Genomic DNA, 18129 nt, shown 5'->3' on the forward strand with positions numbered 1-18129 from the left:
CAAGTACCCCTACATTATAGGGAGAATCTTCCCTTAATTATCTTTGCCACTTCTTCCGCACCTAGATTGGTATTGTTTATTTTGATATAATTTGAAAATGGAATTTCACCTTCCAAGGAATTCAATCTATATTTCTCCATTGATCTTCTCAAATCACCTTCGGACCATTCAATATCCCTTTTTGATGGCTTATGTTCCAATCTATTCGAACTCTTATTTCGATGAAGTCGCTCTTCCATATCAGCCTCAAGCTCAACATAGTAAACAGTAGCCCCTCTGGACTCAAAGAGCTGAGAAACTTGGTTAACATAATCCCAATCACCTTGCTGATTAAACGCCCAGACATACGTAAAAATCATTCCATACAAATTACTCTTTGACACCTCTTCAAAGATTTCCTGACGAAACAAACTAACTAACCTTTTACCTTCTTTTGTACCATAGTTAAAAAAATGACCAACCAAATCAATTGTCATATGGTTATGAAAAAGCTTTAAATCAGTTTTTTTAGCAAGTTCTTGTCCAACTGTCATCTTACCAACTGCTTGAGGCCCAAATACAAAAACAAGTTTCATAGTTTCTCTCCTTCATAATTTATAGACTTCCATTTATAACTTTTCGATAAACATGTGTCCTGTGTAATGGTGTAAATCCTAATGAAAAATATAATTTCTCAGCGGAAGCATTTCCTTCCATATAACAAATTCTAATTTCCTCATATCCTTGATTTAACATCTTATTGATTGCAAACTGAAGAGCTTTTTTACCAATACTTCTACCTTGTGCAGCTTTAGAAACCATTAAGTTTTCTACTGTACCTTTTCCTACTGTTACAGATCCTAGGATCCTATCTTCTTCAATTAAAAGGTACACATTTTCTTTGTCATGTAACTTGTATTTCCTTACTATTTCTTCAGTAGCAAGGTAAGGCTTTATATCATTCTTTACATGAATATCATAAAATGATTCCTGTACTACTTTTAGATAACGGTCAAAATATTTATCCTCATAAGGAACAAATTCTTCTCCGACTTCAGGAAATCCAACACCCACATACGACAATTCAGGAGATCCCCACCACTTCTCGAAACCTAATTTATTACAGAAGCCAGCAGGATTATCAATGTCAATTCTCATGTAGGAAGTAATAAGATCTAGATTTCTTTTATTCAATTCCCTTTCAATATACGATACTAATAATCTTCCAATATCACGGAGTCTATAAGGAGGTTCTACATACACCTTAATTTGCGCCTCATATTCACTGGCATCATTAATCACGCTTGTTGCATAGGCAATACCGTGAATCTCGTCCTTTTCTACATAAACAATGAACTCTATTGATTTCTCTAGTATTGCATCTGTATCTAACATGCTATAAAGTGGTCTTGCATTATTTATCATTTGAGTAACTTGTTCAAAGTCTTTATCTTGATAGCTGCGTAACATGAAGCTATTCCTCCGATTCTAAATAGTGTTAGAAAGTGAAAAAACCTTCTTTCTGGAATTCGTAAATAGAAAATTTTATTGTTTCTTCTCTTTATTTCCGCACCAACATCACTTAGCCATTTCTAGCATTAGTATATATTCACCCGAAGATCAAATACTATCTTTGAGGTGATAGTATGTATATTGCTCGAATAATTATATCGATCTTACTTTGTTCAACTTTTACTAATATTGGACTTCCCTCATTGTCTTTAGCGGAAGAAGCGACATTAGAAAATGAAGTGAAGTCATTAAAAGAAGTTATAGAAAAACTAGAGAACCGACTTAAACATCTTGAACCTAGCAATCCAATAAATATCAAAGATCCACCTTGGGAAGAAAGAAAACTCCCAGCCAATGAAGCTCCGATTTCCGAAGTGATTAAAACAGGAACCAAAATACCTTTCAAAATAATTGTCAATAAACCTAAGTACGAAAGACCTGCTTATGAAGAGCATTGGCACAGTTCTGTTGGTCGTTGGAGCTATCTACCTATTAGAGTTCACTATGCAAAGCATCGATTGTTTACTAACTATGATATCGGGATATCTGGTTGGTATGACTTCGAGCATAATTTAGGGATTTCGGTTCCCATGTTTCAAAATGAGAAAGCACTTGATATGTACATCGTTACTTTCCAAACCCAGGTTACAAATGTGTATACAAAGGGAAATCAAGTTGTAGTGGTAGGGAACCCAAATAGGAAAGGTGTTCAGGTGATTACGATTACCACAAAAGATATTAACCACAATAACGGTGATGACACGATATTAGTGCAGTTGGCTACTCAGGATGGCTATGAAATGGACTATTCGCTTATTTCATATGTTCAGCCTAATTTCTGGGCTCAACAGAAAAGGAACTAAGCCCTTCTTCTTTACATCAACGTCAATCCAACGAACCGCATCAACTAAGTTGTTGGCGATGTATTCTGGATCAATTCCTACCCATTTGTCTCGATGTTTACTTAAGGAGCTTTCTCCCCAGCCTGTTTTAACTAGTACTTTTCTTGCTCCAACACTATGTGCCGCAATCATATCAGAACTACCTGTATCACCTACCACATAACAGCTTTCTAGTTGCAATTCATGCTCTTCTTTAGCAGCTATCAATAAGCCATTTTTAGGTTTTTGACATGTGCAGCCATCATCAGGACTATGAGGACAGTAATATATACCGTCTAAGTAAGCTCCGTTCCTTTCGAGTTCGTCCTGCATGATTTTAAATCCTTCTAACAGTTCCTCTTCTGTAAAGTAACCTCTTCCAACTCTTGTTTGGTTCGTAAAAAGGAATACCTTTACGCCCAGACCATTAAGTCTTCTAATTGAAGATGGTGCAAAATCGTACATTGTGAATTCAAATGGATGAATCCCCCCACCTGTTCCACCAATTGTCCCATCACGATCAAGAAAAACTGCTATCATAGGAATCACCTCATTCAATATTTTATAAGATATACCTTCCCCAGGTAGCTCCTCAATATTGACTTGCTTTACTACTGGGATTCTCAATTAAGTAGGAAGGTCCATTAGTTAATTACTTCCACAAAAAATGATGTAAACCTCCTTAAAAACAAAAACTGAGAATTGAAATCCCTTTATACATTGATGTACATGCTGGAGACAATAAGATATTCCCTTTAAATGTACTATGAGTTGGGGTAGTCAATTTACCGGGAATAGTTAGCTTTAGTAATGCAGCTTTGATAAAAGAGTTTAGAATCTTAGTTCTTAAGTGCTGTATACTCATAATCCCCAAAAAGTCCTTTAACTCACTTCGAATTTCAGGAATCTTACAGAATTCTATTTTCTTTAGTTCGATCGTCTTCGTCACTAGCTCGGCCACTTCCTATCACTTCCTTATGCTTCATGGGTATAATTTTATACAAAGTCGTATGACCACAACTGTGCATTTTAGATCTTCGGTGCCAGGGACTTTTGTTTTCTTTGTTTTCTTTGTTTTCTTTGTTTTCTTTGTTTTCTTTGTTTACTTTGCTTATCTTGTGTATAATGCAGGAAAGGAGGTGTAATACAATGATTAAACAAGAGTTTGAAATACAACAGATTGTGCTTGATTTAGAATACGTGCTAAATGACATAAAAGATATCTCACACAGTATCCGGTTGAAGAAGGCGATCCAACTCTTAAATTCAGCTATAACTATTCAAGTAGGTGATAACAAAATTACATTTCTATCTAATGAGACAATTGTACCTATCTCAGATTTACCTGAAGATGTTCAAGATAACAAGGAAAAGTATGTAGACACTAAAACGGTAGCAGAATACTATGGCGTAACTTCAGAAACAGTTAGGAATTGGATTAGGGACAAAATTATTTCTGGACACCAAATGGGGCCGCGTGGGAAATTCATGATTCCTCAAAAAGAATTTGAGTTTCTTAAAGAGAAAATGAACCAAAAAGAAGAAACGAAGGCTATCATGAAAGATTTCTTGAACGAGGATTATACCGAAGATTGGGAGATTGAGATAGATGAATAAAGTTGGGGAGGATATAAATGATTGTCATTGCTTTAGATACAAATTTTGTGGTTCCACACGTTTTTCATGGTAAAACTAGAAACCACGAATTGAATATATTAGACAGAATGCTTTTTTTACAATCAAAAGGGTTAATTAAAGTATTATTACATAGAACCACACAAGCCGAAATTTATGCAATCCTTAAAGCTGGAAGATTTAAAATTAGAAGTCGGTCAGAGGGGAAGAGAGTAAAAAAGAAAATTCCACATCATGTTATTATGAACTTTGTACACATATATAGTGATTTGTTTGATGTAAATTTCATGAAAACCTTAAGAAATGTTGATTTATCTGACGAAGACACTTATAAAGATAATTTGTTCATTGAAGTGAAGTACCACTTAGGTATGGGAATTGACCAATCTAAAGAATATTTAAGGAACAAGGGTATTATAATTGATAATTGTAACAATCTATATGATTTTCACATCATGGTAACTGCTATTCAGGACAATGCTGACATTCTCGTTACAGCCAATGTACATGATTTCCCTGACCCGCTGGGAAAATGCCGCATAGTTTCTCCTCAGAACCTACCTCATCTATTGCCCACTTACCCATAGATTTTTTCTATTTTTATAAAGCAGAGACTTTAAAAGACTTGGCTCAACAAAAGAAATAATTGCAATCATCACTTCTTCACACTAAATCACCTTGGCTAACAAAAGCCCTTCTTCTACTCTTAATTCCATTTTCGGCCTCTTACACCAATAAAGAATTTTTCGATAACTTCTGGTTTAATTTTTGATGTATGAAATACGTAAAGTTCTTTATCAGGATTTTCTTTATGTAGTCTCTTATATGTCTCCCAGGCTTCTATACTATTGTCAAAAGTTGAAATGATAGACATATCTTCCACAATACGGATTCTATCTTTTGATGAAGTGGCTAATGCTTCCACTACTACTAGCCTATCGGGATATTGTTGACGTACTAGACCCCAATTCATCATCATTCCTCCACTCTCATTTTTATTTAATCTAATTTTAGTACATATATTCTAGTTTCCTATAAACCCTTTATTGGTTTGGGGCTTAATCTGTTTCCTTTCTTTAATGCTTTGGTAAATCAAGCTGGATTGTACTCCTGTAACTCCCCTTCCCTTTACTTCAATGAGTAAAGGCTTTATTCCTGCTTAGAAAATAGCATCAACTTGAATCTAATAGGTGAATCTAAACAGTAGGAGGGATTGCCATGCTAAGAAAAATTGTATTACTTATGGTGCTTTTGTTAGTTCAGTTTATTTCTGTGACGAAGGCAGAAGTGCCTTTGAAGGCTGCGTTTGTTCGTGATCACCAGCTATGGATGAAGGTAGGTGATAAGGAAACACAGCTTACCAATGATAAATATGTTTACTCACCTCAGTGGTCTTACGATGGGAGATTTATTGCATATATTGACGGGGATGAGCAGAGGGAGAAATCTAACCTATGGATATATGATACAGTGAAGAAGGAAAACTACGAACCATATACGAGCATTGATGCCTCTTCTTTTACATGGTCCCCTGTTGCAAATGAGTTGGCTTATCTATCTGGATGGGTCCTAAATGTTACAAAGACGAAGGATGGAAGGCCATATGGATTTGAAAATGTGTCGTTAGGTGTTAGTGGATTTGAGTGGTTCCCAAATGGGAAAGAGTTAATTGTTTCTGCTAGTTCAAATCGCCTTCCCACAGGCTGGGAGCCAATTCGATTGTTTCGTATTCCAAAGGATATGAATCTTAATGAGAACAAAGCTGAGCTATTGTACTCAATTAAAATAGATGAGAATAGTTTATTTGCTGTTGATGTCGGTAATTTCAAGTGGAGTCATGATGGCAAGTGGGTCAGTTTTCTCGGCACCCCAACACCTTCATGGGCAATGGACAGTAATCCCTTATGTGTCCTATCTTCAGATGGAGAAGTGTTCAAGGATATCGGAAGGATGCTAGGATTTAGTAACTGGTTTAAGTGGGCACCACAAGCCAGCCAATTAGCTTACATTTCAGGAGAAGGACGGTTTTTCGTTGATAATAAGATTACTAAGATTGCAGATATGGAGGTAACTGCCAAGCAGGTAGAATACACCCCGAAAGGATATGTAGACCTTGATTTAGAGTGGCTGTCACCCTCTAAAGTAATTGTTGCTCGGTCACAGGAGAACAAAGCGTGGAAAGAGGGACCACCACCTACAATGTTCACCTCTCTGTATGAGATAGATGTAAAATCAGGCACTCAAAATCAACTTACCTTTCCAAAAGAAAATGAGTTAGATGAAAATCCACAGGCTGTTGGATCTTTTCTCACATGGGTACGCAAGCAAGACAAGATATATAAAGCTGATGTTTGGATACAGCAAAATAAGCAAAAGGAATCGAGAATTTGGATAGGGGATGTTGATTCTTCACCCTCCTTATTTTCGATCTATACTAAAGACTAATGCTGATTTTCTAAATATAGAAAGGGAACTCCTTTTCTTTGGAATTCCCTTATTTCTCTAAAGCTCCTTAAATTAATATGCACTATTTCTTATATATTCACTTAAAATCGGGAAATCTGGTGGACTAATGTTCTGTGGAAGTTCGTTAACCTTAAAAAACCTCAATTCTTGAACTTCACTTACTTCTCTAGTAATTACACCTTCATAATCACTGCATACATAGGCTGAAATGACATTATAACTTCATCACCGTGAGGATATTTATAGTAAAAATTTTCTCCTGAGTAAACATTAAATAACTTTAATTTATTTGCAATTAATCCCGTTTCCTCAAACAGCTCTCGCTTTGCTACTTGTACTAAAGTTTCACCGATCTCCATTGAACCTCCAGCTAATCTCCAACAGTTTTTGTCATTACGAAGTTGCAATAATATCTCTTTATTTTGATTAATTAAGATAACACATGCTCCAGTCATTATTAGGGGACGGCTTCCCACTAATTTCCTTAATTCCATTATATAGCCCATAACTAACCTCCACTTATATTAAACGGCACTGCCCTTCACGCTAACCACACGAGTCAGCGCACCTTTTTACTTTCATATAACTTTAGAATCACCAGTGAACTTATTATCGTAACTATACAGCCACCTACTGAGAAGAAAATATTTTTAGGAAGCAGCTTGTTAAAATAGTATAAGAAGATAACTGCCCATACAAAAATGATGAGATACTTAACTACATATTTCAATTTATTAATCCTCCTATTTTCAATACTCTTCCTGAAAATTATTTAACCAACAACAAAAGTAATTAATATGCTTTGTAAATCTACATGCTAAAATCAGAATAGGAGAAAAATGTTAAGTAAGTTAACTATAACATTCAGTGGGAATAATAGAGTGAGATAATCAGGAGGGGGAATCTAGTTGAGAATTAAGCTTATTTTATTGTTATTTCTCTTTTCTATTGTATTGATCGGATGTCAAAGTAATAGCCTCAACTTAAATGAAGATGTAACCAAAGTAGAAGTTTATAATTGGGAGGATAAAAAACAAATAAAATCCTTTGAAGACACATCACTGATAAATTCACTTGTTACTAAATTAAATAAAGCACACGGGGAAAAAATGTCCGATACTTCTGATATTGCTGCTCCTACATACAAAATAATTTTTAAGAACAAGGAAGAAACGATGATGAGACTAGGATTATCCCAAAGTGAAAGTGAAGCTTATTTTACGGAATTGGATAGCGAAATTATGTACATAATTGATTTAGCTTTGCTAATAGGATAGATTGGAGACTAAGCTTTGAACTCTCCATGCTAAAATAAAGATATAAAATATGTGGATCCTACATTTAAGCAAACAGTTAAAAAGCAGTGTAAATTTATGTTTAGAAGGTGTTGTCTATGCCCGATTGGTCTTATCATCCGTTAAAGAAGTTACTCCTAGAGCGGATTAGTCCGAAAGCAAGCCGGGAGTTTATTCATAAGTCGATGAGCACCATTGCCTCCTTACCTGGTGGACGGAATTTTATTGAGTTCTTAGGACATATGAAACCATCACAAGAACTTCAAAAGACATTCCATCACACTACATTTTCTTCTCCAGTTGGGCTAAGTGGCCATATAGATCCTAAGTTGTCAGGTATCAATGCTTTCCAAGAATTAGGTTTTGGTTTTCTGGAAATTGGCCCTATTGTGCTGAACGAACCTGTGGAACAGGGTGAACTCAGAAGGAAAGATAACCACTTTCTTTTTTCTAATCACCCAGAGAAGGTTCCTCTCAAACTAGCAATTAAAAAATTGATTCTCCATGATATTCGAGTTCCTATACTTGCAAAGATAGATCCATATGTAACAAGAAATGAATGGGACATCATTGTGCAACAATTAACTCCATTTGTGGATGCCTTTATCATCACACTTGAACAGATTAACTATTGTGTAGATAATAGTTTTTCATCTTTGGAGCGTCCTTTTTATGTATCATTTTCCTCTGATGAAATGAACATAAATGAAATAGGTAAAATAGTAGAACACAATTTTGTTGATGGTATTGTCATAAATGCTCCTCGTCAATCAGCAGCTGGCTATTGGCATGAATCTGTTAATGCAAATGAATGCCTAACTAAAACAGTTAAACAGATTAACAATCTACACCCAGAGCTGCACATCGTAACCTCTGGCGGAGCAGAGACTCCAAATGAAGCTTTTACTCTATTTCGTGCCGGTGCAGATCTCTTACTCCTATCAGAAGGCTATGTAAAAGCTGGTCCAGGGCTACCGAAACGCATTCATGAACGATTAGTATATGAAGAAGCTCCACCAGTAAAAAAGCAAACCTGGTTCTGGTCATTTCTGTTTGGTCTCTCCATCCTAATCGGAGGACTTATTGCATTGTATTTTGCTGTTACCAGCGTTATTCTCCCTTATGATGAATCGTTTATCGGGTTAAATAGGGATGATATTCTACAAGTCAATCCACTCATACTTTCATTTATGTTTCATGATCGAATGGCTCTTGCCGGAACCATGATATCTGGAGGGATTTTGTATATCCAACTTGCCCGTCACGGTATTAGACATGATTTGCATTGGACAAAGATTGCTTTTCACAGTGCAGCAATCATAGGTTTTCTTGGTATCTTACTTTTTATTGGATATGGGTATTTTGATTGGCTGCACGGTCTATTCTGGCTCATTCTTTTGCCTATCTATTTTCTTAGCTTTCGAGAAGGCAAGAGAATTACAGGTCCTCCCTCTTCTAGTCATGGCACGAATGATAGAGTATGGAAAGTTGGGCTATATGGGCAGCTTATGTTTATTCTGCTTGGCTTTTTGATACTAGTGGGTGGCATTGTAATCTCTACAATTGGTGTCTCCAACGTATTTGTATCAACCGACTTAGCTTTCTTGTGTATGACCCCTGACATGTTAGACCAAATCAGTGCCAATTTGATTCCTGTGATTGCTCATGACCGAGCTGGGTTTGGCAGCGCGCTAGTTAGTGTTGGATTGCTAGTTCAACTGATTTCCTTGTGGGGATTCGGAAAAGGAGAACGCTGGGTATGGAATACCCTTGCAATAGGAGCATTGCCCGCGTTTATAGCTGGAATTGCGACCCATATATTTATTGGGTATACGACATTTATTCATCTACTACCTGTTTACTTTCTAGTAATTCTATATTTGTTAGGATTGGTATTGTCTTATCCTTTCTTGAAAGGGAAATAAAGAAGCCGTAACGGCAAAGGGTACGGCTTTTTTGTTTATCTTTCCCTTCGATTAGGACATTACGTTTACTTCGTTACAATTCCCTAGAAATCAATCATTATCTTCTGCCCAGAGGATACCTATCTTTGACATATCTATCACTAGAACTCCAGTGTCAAAGGTAGAATTAGTCAATGAAGTCCAACTCCTTAACCTAAAAATTCCGGATTCTTTATCAAACTTCCCGTTTGTATAGTACTCAACTTCAGTTGTGAATTGACTGAGGAAATAATCGCTTAAGTTCTTAGAAATTGGTTTGGTCCTTAATTCCAAATCATATGCCATATCCGAAGAAAGTATATACTCGATAATTCTACCGGCCGTCCCTCGATTTATCCGTTCCCACTTTTCTTTTATTCTGTGGGATTTCAAACCAATTGCATCTAAAAATTTTACAACTTCGACTTTTGTTATTTTTCCAGCCTTACCCTGGCTACCGGTAGTCATATCTGTAATGTTACATATTACTTTTCCGTTATTCCTCTCGGTTTCCAGAACGCTATTAAAATCGCCAAAATTATTTTCCACAAACTTCCACCCTTACTATACAAGTAATTAAAAAGGAAAAACTCTTACTGATTTTATGGCCATATACTTTTTAACCCGCCGCAATTGAGACACGAAAAGCCAGCAATAATAGCACCTTGTATTTAACTAAAGGCACCTGCAAGTCAAACAAAGGATTATTACTTAAACACTTCATCTACTACATCCTTGTCGTAATCTAAAATCCAATAATTGTATGTGTTATAGATGTCTCTTATTGATTCAGTCGAGGTAGCAAGCAAATCACATCCTCGATCGTCGTAAACGTGAAAGATAGTTTTCTTTTTGATATTTAAGAAATATACCCTATGTAAGATACTAGGTTGAATTCCTAGATCCTGATTACATAGGGCTTTTAGCAATGGTATGTATTTTATATCTGATGCTTTACATGTAAGAGTAAATCTATGTGTTTTATACTTTCCATCCTCATCATCATCCGGGAAAATACAGGGCATTTCAGAATGTTTCAATTTATATAAGACAGATTTTTTATAGATATAAGGAGAAAAAATTCTGGAGTTGTGCATGTAGGTTTTTCCATCTCTAAAATCATTCACATCTATTACAACAAATATATCATCGTCTTTGGAATGTACTGATTCAAATATGCTTACAACCCTTTTATAAACCTCTTGTACATAAGGACTGTTTTCATAACAGTATTCTCGACTCCACTCTACCCCTAATTCAAAACGTATGCCAATCTTCCAGTTATAGAACAAAGGAGGTCTTAGGACTAAGTTGGGAAAATACTCATTCATAAAGTCATCTAAAAGCAAAGCCACACCTCATTTAGTGTTTAAAATTTTGAAAATCTTTTAGTCAAATTAGCCTGTCCATACTATTATGAATCACCTAGTGTGAAATCTCAAAAAGAAACAGAACGGCTTTTACACCGTCCTAAAAGAATTATTTTTTCTTCCTCGACCAACCTGTAACTTCAGCCGCTTTAAAGTTGTACAAAGGTTTTAGAACAGAAATGATATCAATTGTATCCTTTGTGTTCTCAATAATTTCCTCCATCGTTTTGTAGGCAAATGGGGATTCATCGATTGTGTCTTCACTTACACTAGTTGTGAAGACGTCTTTCATTGTCTCTTTAAAATCTTGAATAGAGAGTAGTTGTTTTGCCTTCGTTCTGGAGAGGATTCGGCCTGCTCCGTGTGGTCCTGAATAGTTCCAGTCTGGGTTCCCTTTCCCTTTGGCTAGAATGGAGCCGTCCCTCATATTAATAGGAATGATAACCATTTCATCCCTTTGCGCAGAGATCGCACCTTTACGGAGAATCATATGGTCTAAATCGATGTAGTTATGGACGGTGTCAACACGATTAACTTCAATCAATTCCATAGCCTCAATAATGACTTGAGCCATCGCTGCACGATTCCACATGGCAAATTCTTGTGCAATCTTTAAATCCTTTAGGTAGTCTTCCATGGGTAAGCCAGTTAAGTATGCCAAGTCATTAGGAACAGTAGGAATATCAGCCTTGAAGTTCTTAATCGTATCCTGTATCTCTTTATGTTTGCCTTGTTCCTTTAAATCAGAAATTAACTTTTCAAGTTTCTCTTTACCATTACTTAGCTGCTCAATGGCTTTCTTCTGATGATAGTTGGCAACCTTTACTCCTATATGACGGCTTCCGGAATGAATAGCCAGATAATACTTTCCCTCTGTTGATGCATTCACCTCGATATAATGGTTGCCCCCACCGAGAGTTCCGAGTGAAAGAAGGGCCGTATTCATTGAAAAGTTGGCTTCTACATGATCTAGATCCAAGTTTTCAGTATATGGGTGAGGAGTTTCTCGAATGTTCATTCCAGAAGGAACAAACTTTCTAATCGTATTGTCTAGTTTCTCAAAGTCCAGCTCTGTTTTCTCAAACTCAACACACAAAACCCCGCACCCAATGTCTACTCCCACCAAGTTTGGAACAACTTTATCTTTCACTTTCATGGTTGTACCAATCACAGCACCTTTGCCAGCATGACAATCTGGCATAATTCTAACATTCGCCTCTTCTGCAAAATCCTGTTCTAGCAAAGTTAGAATTTGATTAATGGTTGTTTCATCTATATTTTTCGTAAAGACTTTAGCATCACTCTTTTTACCGTTCAACATTAATTGATTGCTTTTCATATAGTTCATCCTCCCTGTTCACGTGGGATCACAGTTAACAACTACTAATCTCATTACCTCTCCGTTACACCTTTAGATTAAAAGTAATACGGTTTTATCAACACAGCTGTCTGAACAAAAACTAAACCCTCAACGAACCACGAAACCCTCTGGCAGCATAGTAAGAGTCCGCACCATTTTGGTACACGAAGATGTGTCCGAAGCGACGATCGCAAAAAAGGGCACCACCGAGTTTTCTAATATCAGAGGGTGTCTACACCCAGCTCGACGTTTTCATATCAAAGCTTCCGAGGTTTTGTAGCTCTCGATATTGTTCTTCGGTTAATAGTTCGATGTTCATTGCATTCGCCATATCAATAACACTAGTTTCTGGCTTATGATTTTTCCTCGATTCCAGTGCTTCCCGGTCATAACAAACACTTTTTCGACCTTTAGGAGTTTCCGCAGAGCAATCATAAAAAATGTATTCGTCCTTTTTCTCATCATATCCAACAACATCGGGTTCACCCTCGGTTCTTTCCATTTCATGAAGTGACCACAGTTTTTCAGGATTAGCTTCCAGCTTTGCTTGGACTTTAGCCCACTCAAGACCTTCATGGCGATTCATATTTTTCTCAAAACGGGCTTCTAGTACTCTGAATAAGGTTTCACGTTGTTCAAGTGACAAGTTCTTTATATTGCTGGCTTCATTTGCATTTGTCATACTGTGTTCCTCCTCTAATTTATCTAAAGACATATATTTGTTACCTTGTTATCTTTGTCTTAAATGTTTAACTATTTTCTTCGATAAGCAATTAAAGTCATTCCATTTAATAAGATGGTCACTATGAGTAGAACTGTTGCTGCGATTGCCACAGCATACATTGTATCCTGGAGGGCACTCCAGTCCTTAATCATTACAAGATGATAAGTGTAGAAAACTTGGAAACATAGCGAAATAGCACACACACTTAAGCTCAAAAATAATAAGGTAGTCTCATTATTTTTATCTTTTTTATTTCGGGTAAATCTAAAAATTGGGATTATCCAAGCAATCAGCCCTAACACCAAACTACCAACATTAAGCCAACCATAATCTAGCATGTTTCTCTCCCTCTTTATATCTTTAGTCTGTTCAGCTATGACCTTATCAGCTATAAGTAAACCTAATCGTGTCGGCAATTGAAGTGAAAATGATCAAAATCACTGCCACTCCAAATAAAAACAGGAAAATATTGAATATAATTCTTTGGGATTTTTCAAATGGAAACATTGATTTATACTTCTTATTAAGCCAATATAAAATGAAGATCTCTATCACTATTAGTAGGAAGAAGACAATATTAACAGTTATCGTTATCACTCCGTCCTTTGCTAAACCTTACTACCTATTCCATAATCTCTTAACATCTATCAAGTTATGCTTATCAAATGTCAGTTTATAAATATCCGGCATCTCGAGTTCTTTCCAAAAGCTAAAATCATATTTGTGATCAAAGTAATTCATGATCAGCACCATGATATTACCATGTGTCCCTATTGCAATTCTTTTTCCTTCGTACTTATCTAATACTCGTAAAGATGCCTGAATCCCTCTTTTCTGAGCCATAATATTAGACTCTCCACCTTCCCAAGCAAAGGTAGGTTCTTCCCACACTTTTGTAATGGCTAGTCCAAAATCGTCAACAGGATTCTCACTCAAAGATCGTTCTTTGAAGTCTTCCTCTAGTACTATATCTTTTCCAATGTGCTTTGCCACACCGTCAATTGTTTGAATAGCTCGTTTGTATGGGCTGGAAATTACAATATCTACGTTCTCTTTTTCAAGTATATGACTTACCTTAATTGCATCTAATAATCCTCGTTCAGATAATGGTCTCGCTAATTCTTCTGGTGTATAAGTAGAATGGGCATGTCGTACAAAATAGATAGTAGTTAGCATACTTTTTCACTTCCAAGGGTTTTAATTATTTCGCACTCGGATTTACGAAAAGACTTAGTTATACTTAAAAATACTAATAAAATAATTTTCCTCAGGAAAGTCACCTATATAATCTAATCGCTTTTTATATAGAAGTCTTTTAATTTTTGATTTCCTGCCCAGCAGTCTAAATAAAGAGATTTATTTAATCCTCTTACGAAAGAACAAGCATAATCCGTTATTTTACAACCCAGTTTCCTACCTTGGTACTCTGGCTAATTGCTATTTTTGATAGATATTTATTTCCAGATTCAACCCATAACTCATTAATACTTTCTATATCATGAATAAAAAAAGTTCCTATTACTTCGTTATCGACACATAGAACATAAGAATTATTGTTGATTACTTGATTCGCAATCTCAATTTCATCCCAAGGATAGCTCCATTGGTCTATTCCTTTTTGTTTCAAATCCAAAGTGGTTTCATTCAATATTGAGAGAATCCCTTGTAAGTCCTCTAGCCGAGCTAATCGAATCCTATGCATAAAACAGTACTCCTTCAATTTTATCAGCACCTACAAATTCAAAATCCCTGTATAAATCTACTTCCATAAAAAAATGCTTAATCCTCTTCTGAATTAACCCATCTTTCTCTTTCTATTCCATTACACCATCCTCGAGGAAGGTAATGCTACCTTTTGAAGCATATAGTTCAACTTGGGCATAGGACGACGACCTCTTTTAGTTTATTTAAACAATTGATTACTAGTGCTGTCACACTAACAGAGGGGACCTGCTCCATCTTAAGCTATTGGATACTGAATTATTTCTAAAGTTTCTTATCTCTTCTCCGTTCTTCTTTATACATTAAAATACCAAGTACAAATATCCCTATAGCGACTACCATAAATAACCAGAATAGATTTATATCCGTAAAATGCTCAATCAGAGTTATGATTACGTTTATCAACAAATGAATGGTTAATAGTGAATCCTTCTTTGTTGGTTCTCTTTTTCCTCAAAAAACAATCCCACTAATGCACCACCTAGTACTTTTTTCTCAATAGCTAGTTCTATTTTCAACTAAACTCTTCCTGATTGAAGTTCGGATAAAGTTATATGAATTCTACCTATTTCAATGAATCACAACTGAAAGACTACAAATCAATTATTACTTCCTGACTAGGTCGTACATCTGCAAACCATATTTCTGAAACTTATCTTGAATGAATCCTTTAAACAAACTCAACCTTCAGAATACTCATTCTAAGCCGATCAACATATTCTCCGTTCCATAGTCTATCCTGTCTTAGAATTCCTTCCTCCACATATCCCATTCTTCTATAGGAGCTAATTGCTTTAGTGTTATCAACTTCAACTCTCAGCCAGATTTTATTTAACTGCAAGGCATGAAACCCACATTGCAACATCTCTCTCATTGCAGATAGGCCATAGCCTTTCCCCCAATAATCCTTATTGCCAATAGCAATTCCCAACTCTGCATGCTTGTTCAATTTATCTAAATTCTTTAAATCAACCCAACCGATATGAACACCATCAGCGGTTTGGATAGCCTTTTGTTCATACCCATTGGTCCTTGAGATACACATTTCTATCCATTGCTTCGTTTCTTCTAAACTAAAGGGCGGATACTTGTCTGGCATGTTTAGGTGCTTTGTTACTTCTTTGTCTAAACACCACTGGTACCGATCATTGGCATCATGTAGGTTTAGTTCTCTTAATATGACTAGTGGTAGATCACTCATTTTTTTCACATCCTTAGTTTTTTAGTCTGGGAAATCCATTCATATTGAATATCTGGCAAATTTTCCTCGTTTTCATACCCTCTACCAATGACTACAAATCCATGTTTTTCATAAAATTGTTGTGCTTTCTGATTCACCTCAAACGTATATAACGTTAATCTCCCAGTTGATTGTGCCTTTGCTTTTTCAAGTAATAGTTGACCAATCCCAATTCCTTGATATCCGGTATTTATGTATAATTGGCATAATTCCTTATCATTGTAGGCAATCATTCCAACTACTTCATCATCAATCAAAGCTAGCTCTACTTGATATTGTGTAGATAAGATATGATTTAAAAAGTTCACATGATTTTTAAAGCTATGAATTTCACTCTTGCCAATTGCTTGTTCTTTACTTGCTCTCCACATTTTTACTGTTTGTTCAGCATATTTTTGACTATATTCACTAATTATTATTCTGTATTGGTTCATCTCAAAGCCTCCTCAAGTTCACTTAATGTCTTCAACGATGCTTTCGGTTATATAAGGGACTTGATAGATTCTTAGGCTAATCTTACGACATTTAGAGTAGAAATAGGGGATATCTGTAGCAAAGCAGCTAAATTATTCTTGTTTTGTTTCACGAAGGGGTTTGTATTAATTTCATAGTTTGATAGTACCACAATTTGGATAATGATGGTTATGTCCATCTTTCTACATTCAGGTAATTTGTCTTAAGAAATCGACACCTTCTGGATAATCGATTTCTTGGGTCGCCCGAATATTTTTGTCTAATAAGTAACGTGTTCTGCATCCGCATTTACCAACAAATAAGTGACTCTATACCGCTTACATCCTACATAATTGCTTACTTTTGGAAACTGATATTAAGTCTATCTGAAGGTGTGTTCTTTTTCTAAATGTATGTTATGCTTTCATCAATTCAGCATTACTGAAAGGGTGACATTGATGTTGTATGATGTGCAAATCAACGATAGAGGCCAAATTACAATACCAAAAGAATTACGTGATACGGTTAACTTACAAGCACATGATAGATTAAAACTGAGCATTAATACAGATGGACGCATAATACTTTATAAGTCAGACTTCTTTGATGATGTTGAAGACTTAATTCGTAAAGACTTAGAAGGTGAAGGACTATCCGCTGAACAAGTCGAAAAAAAGCTCCCAGAGCGAAAAAAAGAACTAGGTAAAGCATTACTAAAAATGGCTAGTGAAGTGGAACAGGAAATCGAGCGTGGAGAATATTTTACACTTGATCAACTAGATGAGGAACTTGAGGGCGAGGAATAATATGCACGGAATTAATATTCCAAAATCTGTAATTAAAGAGATAAAAAAATCAAGAAAACCGGTAGCTCAAAAAGTGAAAAAAGCAATAAGTGATATTGCAGAAAATCCTTATCTCGGTGATCCTTTAAAGGGTGATTATCAGAAATAAGAAAATGGGTGATAAAGAACAAGGAATTCAATATTGTATAGCTTATGAAATATATGATGATCGTGTTGAGGTAAAAATCATTCGTGTAGGAACGAGAGAGAATTACTACGAAGAGTTAAAAAGAAGACTTTAGTTATTTTGATGTCCGATGCTTAAATCGTATGGTCATAAGTAATAGATCCATGTTGTCTTTTACTAGGAGTTCCGAAATTAGAATTTGTAAGTAATTCAATAAGTAGTTTTAATACGATAATTGTAGATGTATCAATTTCATTGGCAGCTTTAGACACCGTGTCTTCGGAATGGATAATTCTCAGCAAATAATTGGAATAACGTTTGTTGAGTAAATATTATTCTATTCTTTTACTTGTCTTATAATTCTTTATGAAACCTGTCACTTTATCATGATTTTTTTTACGTTCAACCGGGCTTTCTTTCGGCGCGATTGCGAATACACCATTTGTTGATTCTTCTGCCAAATCGTGCATTTTATTTTGCTTTTGTATGAGTTGATTTCGTTTGTTAGACAATGACTATCACTCTCCTTTATCCAAATAAAAATCAATTAAATGTTGTGATGCACCGTATCAAGGAT

Annotated in this window: 22 protein-coding genes and 2 pseudogenes; 9 read left to right on the forward strand and 15 right to left on the reverse strand. The window is 35.8% G+C overall.

The genetic code is table 11. The annotated features are described in order from the left end of the window. Positions 1–14: 14 nt before the first annotated feature. Entirely contained in the window at positions 15–575 is a 561-nt protein-coding gene (locus tag ACOI1C_RS12665) for an AAA family ATPase (RefSeq protein WP_422510896.1), read from the reverse strand. Between the two features lie 19 nt (positions 576–594). Next, a complete protein-coding gene (locus tag ACOI1C_RS12670; RefSeq protein WP_422510897.1) occupies positions 595–1449 on the reverse strand; it encodes a GNAT family N-acetyltransferase in 855 nt (284 codons plus the stop codon). A gap of 176 nt (positions 1450–1625) precedes the next feature. On the opposite strand from ACOI1C_RS12670, the gene ACOI1C_RS12675 reads away from it, so the two are divergent. Continuing rightward, positions 1626–2354, forward strand: coding sequence for a hypothetical protein (locus ACOI1C_RS12675; RefSeq protein ID WP_422510898.1), 729 nt, complete (start codon positions 1626–1628; stop codon positions 2352–2354). Here the strand turns inward: ACOI1C_RS12675 and ACOI1C_RS12680 are convergent. Further along, entirely contained in the window at positions 2310–2912 is a 603-nt protein-coding gene (locus tag ACOI1C_RS12680; RefSeq protein WP_422510899.1) for an HAD-IIIA family hydrolase, read from the reverse strand. The two genes, ACOI1C_RS12675 and ACOI1C_RS12680, sit on opposite strands and share 45 nt — an antisense overlap. Positions 2913–3521: 609 nt before the next feature. Between ACOI1C_RS12680 and ACOI1C_RS12685 the strand changes: the two genes are divergently transcribed. Then, entirely contained in the window at positions 3522–3989 is a 468-nt protein-coding gene (locus ACOI1C_RS12685; protein ID WP_422510900.1) for a helix-turn-helix domain-containing protein, read from the forward strand. Between the two features lie 17 nt (positions 3990–4006). Then, positions 4007–4594 (forward strand): hypothetical protein, encoded by a 588-nt coding sequence (locus ACOI1C_RS12690; protein WP_422510901.1) that lies wholly within the window; start codon positions 4007–4009, stop codon positions 4592–4594. A gap of 119 nt (positions 4595–4713) precedes the next feature. Here the strand turns inward: ACOI1C_RS12690 and ACOI1C_RS12695 are convergent, their stop codons facing one another. Then, a complete protein-coding gene (locus ACOI1C_RS12695; protein ID WP_422510902.1) occupies positions 4714–4980 on the reverse strand; it encodes a hypothetical protein in 267 nt (88 codons plus the stop codon). A 245-nt stretch (positions 4981–5225) separates the two neighbouring features. On the opposite strand from ACOI1C_RS12695, the gene ACOI1C_RS12700 reads away from it, so the two are divergent. Beyond that, complete coding sequence (locus tag ACOI1C_RS12700) at positions 5226–6452, forward strand: translocation protein TolB (RefSeq protein ID WP_422510903.1); 1227 nt, start codon at positions 5226–5228, stop codon at positions 6450–6452. 72 nt (positions 6453–6524) lie between these two features. On the opposite strand, the pseudogene ACOI1C_RS12705 reads toward ACOI1C_RS12700, so the two are convergent. Beyond that, positions 6525–6979, reverse strand: a pseudogene (locus tag ACOI1C_RS12705) (NUDIX hydrolase). A gap of 402 nt (positions 6980–7381) precedes the next feature. Between ACOI1C_RS12705 and ACOI1C_RS12710 the strand changes: the two are divergent. Continuing rightward, positions 7382–7750: a hypothetical protein gene (locus tag ACOI1C_RS12710; RefSeq protein WP_422510904.1), complete on the forward strand. Its 369-nt coding sequence runs from the start codon at positions 7382–7384 to the stop codon at positions 7748–7750. Positions 7751–7866: 116 nt separating this feature from the next. Further along, entirely contained in the window at positions 7867–9693 is a 1827-nt protein-coding gene (locus ACOI1C_RS12715; protein WP_422510905.1) for a dihydroorotate dehydrogenase, read from the forward strand. Positions 9694–9783: 90 nt separating this feature from the next. Here ACOI1C_RS12715 and ACOI1C_RS12720 read toward each other — a convergent pair whose 3' ends face one another. The 9 genes and pseudogenes from ACOI1C_RS12720 to ACOI1C_RS12760 form a co-directional block, all read right to left on the reverse strand. After that, the gene (locus ACOI1C_RS12720; protein WP_422510906.1) at positions 9784–10260 is read right to left on the reverse strand and encodes a hypothetical protein; all 477 of its coding nucleotides are present in this window, start codon (positions 10258–10260) and stop codon (positions 9784–9786) included. Positions 10261–10418: 158 nt separating this feature from the next. After that, the gene (locus tag ACOI1C_RS12725; RefSeq protein WP_422510982.1) at positions 10419–11042 is read right to left on the reverse strand and encodes a DUF3885 domain-containing protein; all 624 of its coding nucleotides are present in this window, start codon (positions 11040–11042) and stop codon (positions 10419–10421) included. A gap of 148 nt (positions 11043–11190) precedes the next feature. Then, positions 11191–12420, reverse strand: coding sequence for an RtcB family protein (locus ACOI1C_RS12730; RefSeq protein WP_422510907.1), 1230 nt, complete (start codon positions 12418–12420; stop codon positions 11191–11193). A 121-nt stretch (positions 12421–12541) separates the two neighbouring features. After that, positions 12542–13123, reverse strand: a pseudogene (locus tag ACOI1C_RS12735) (DUF4256 domain-containing protein). Positions 13124–13194: 71 nt separating this feature from the next. Then, positions 13195–13503, reverse strand: a complete 309-nt coding sequence (locus tag ACOI1C_RS12740) for a hypothetical protein (protein WP_422510908.1) — start codon at positions 13501–13503, stop codon at positions 13195–13197. Positions 13504–13783: 280 nt separating this feature from the next. After that, a complete protein-coding gene (locus ACOI1C_RS12745) occupies positions 13784–14341 on the reverse strand; it encodes a histidine phosphatase family protein (protein ID WP_422510909.1) in 558 nt (185 codons plus the stop codon). A gap of 217 nt (positions 14342–14558) precedes the next feature. After that, entirely contained in the window at positions 14559–14867 is a 309-nt protein-coding gene (locus ACOI1C_RS12750; RefSeq protein WP_422510910.1) for a hypothetical protein, read from the reverse strand. Positions 14868–15557: 690 nt separating this feature from the next. Further along, entirely contained in the window at positions 15558–16088 is a 531-nt protein-coding gene (locus tag ACOI1C_RS12755) for a GNAT family N-acetyltransferase (RefSeq protein ID WP_422510911.1), read from the reverse strand. A 5-nt stretch (positions 16089–16093) separates the two neighbouring features. Continuing rightward, complete coding sequence (locus ACOI1C_RS12760; RefSeq protein ID WP_422510912.1) at positions 16094–16561, reverse strand: GNAT family N-acetyltransferase; 468 nt, start codon at positions 16559–16561, stop codon at positions 16094–16096. Positions 16562–17038: 477 nt separating this feature from the next. On the opposite strand from ACOI1C_RS12760, the gene ACOI1C_RS12765 reads away from it, so the two are divergent. From ACOI1C_RS12765 to ACOI1C_RS12775, 3 genes are read left to right on the forward strand one after another with little or no spacing between them, the layout of a single operon-like run. Continuing rightward, positions 17039–17386, forward strand: coding sequence for an AbrB/MazE/SpoVT family DNA-binding domain-containing protein (locus ACOI1C_RS12765; RefSeq protein ID WP_422510913.1), 348 nt, complete (start codon positions 17039–17041; stop codon positions 17384–17386). Position 17387: 1 nt separating this feature from the next. Beyond that, complete coding sequence (locus ACOI1C_RS12770) at positions 17388–17534, forward strand: hypothetical protein (RefSeq protein ID WP_422510914.1); 147 nt, start codon at positions 17388–17390, stop codon at positions 17532–17534. Next, positions 17518–17667 carry a type II toxin-antitoxin system RelE/ParE family toxin gene (locus tag ACOI1C_RS12775; protein WP_422510915.1) on the forward strand — a complete coding sequence of 50 codons (150 nt, stop codon included), beginning with the start codon at positions 17518–17520 and terminating at the stop codon, positions 17665–17667. Before ACOI1C_RS12770 ends, ACOI1C_RS12775 begins: the two co-directional genes overlap by 17 nt. A gap of 217 nt (positions 17668–17884) precedes the next feature. Here the strand turns inward: ACOI1C_RS12775 and ACOI1C_RS12780 are convergent, their stop codons facing one another. Then, positions 17885–18064 (reverse strand): hypothetical protein, encoded by a 180-nt coding sequence (locus tag ACOI1C_RS12780; RefSeq protein WP_422510916.1) that lies wholly within the window; start codon positions 18062–18064, stop codon positions 17885–17887. Positions 18065–18129: the final 65 nt, after the last annotated feature.

This window comes from Bacillus sp. DJP31 (assembly GCF_049310945.1).
Classification (GTDB): Bacteria; Bacillota; Bacilli; order Bacillales; family SA4; genus Bacillus_BS.

Excerpts from the sequence above, each read along its gene's own strand:
- ACOI1C_RS12665 (WP_422510896.1), bottom strand. The coding sequence starts at position 575 with ATGAAACTTGTTTTTGTATTTGGGCCTCAAGCAGTTGGTAAGATGACA.
- ACOI1C_RS12670 (WP_422510897.1), bottom strand. The coding sequence starts at position 1,449 with ATGTTACGCAGCTATCAAGATAAAGACTTTGAACAAGTTACTCAAATG.
- ACOI1C_RS12675 (WP_422510898.1), top strand. The coding sequence starts at position 1,626 with ATGTATATTGCTCGAATAATTATATCGATCTTACTTTGTTCAACTTTT.
- ACOI1C_RS12680 (WP_422510899.1), bottom strand. The coding sequence starts at position 2,912 with ATGATAGCAGTTTTTCTTGATCGTGATGGGACAATTGGTGGAACAGGT.
- ACOI1C_RS12685 (WP_422510900.1), top strand. The coding sequence starts at position 3,522 with ATGATTAAACAAGAGTTTGAAATACAACAGATTGTGCTTGATTTAGAA.
- ACOI1C_RS12690 (WP_422510901.1), top strand. The coding sequence starts at position 4,007 with ATGATTGTCATTGCTTTAGATACAAATTTTGTGGTTCCACACGTTTTT.
- ACOI1C_RS12695 (WP_422510902.1), bottom strand. The coding sequence starts at position 4,980 with ATGAATTGGGGTCTAGTACGTCAACAATATCCCGATAGGCTAGTAGTA.
- ACOI1C_RS12700 (WP_422510903.1), top strand. The coding sequence starts at position 5,226 with ATGCTAAGAAAAATTGTATTACTTATGGTGCTTTTGTTAGTTCAGTTT.
- ACOI1C_RS12715 (WP_422510905.1), top strand. The coding sequence starts at position 7,867 with ATGCCCGATTGGTCTTATCATCCGTTAAAGAAGTTACTCCTAGAGCGG.
- ACOI1C_RS12725 (WP_422510982.1), bottom strand. The coding sequence starts at position 11,042 with ATGAATGAGTATTTTCCCAACTTAGTCCTAAGACCTCCTTTGTTCTAT.
- ACOI1C_RS12730 (WP_422510907.1), bottom strand. The coding sequence starts at position 12,420 with ATGAAAAGCAATCAATTAATGTTGAACGGTAAAAAGAGTGATGCTAAA.
- ACOI1C_RS12740 (WP_422510908.1), bottom strand. The coding sequence starts at position 13,503 with ATGCTAGATTATGGTTGGCTTAATGTTGGTAGTTTGGTGTTAGGGCTG.
- ACOI1C_RS12745 (WP_422510909.1), bottom strand. The coding sequence starts at position 14,341 with ATGCTAACTACTATCTATTTTGTACGACATGCCCATTCTACTTATACA.
- ACOI1C_RS12750 (WP_422510910.1), bottom strand. The coding sequence starts at position 14,867 with ATGCATAGGATTCGATTAGCTCGGCTAGAGGACTTACAAGGGATTCTC.
- ACOI1C_RS12755 (WP_422510911.1), bottom strand. The coding sequence starts at position 16,088 with ATGAGTGATCTACCACTAGTCATATTAAGAGAACTAAACCTACATGAT.
- ACOI1C_RS12760 (WP_422510912.1), bottom strand. The coding sequence starts at position 16,561 with ATGAACCAATACAGAATAATAATTAGTGAATATAGTCAAAAATATGCT.
- ACOI1C_RS12765 (WP_422510913.1), top strand. The coding sequence starts at position 17,039 with ATGTTGTATGATGTGCAAATCAACGATAGAGGCCAAATTACAATACCA.
- ACOI1C_RS12770 (WP_422510914.1), top strand. The coding sequence starts at position 17,388 with ATGCACGGAATTAATATTCCAAAATCTGTAATTAAAGAGATAAAAAAA.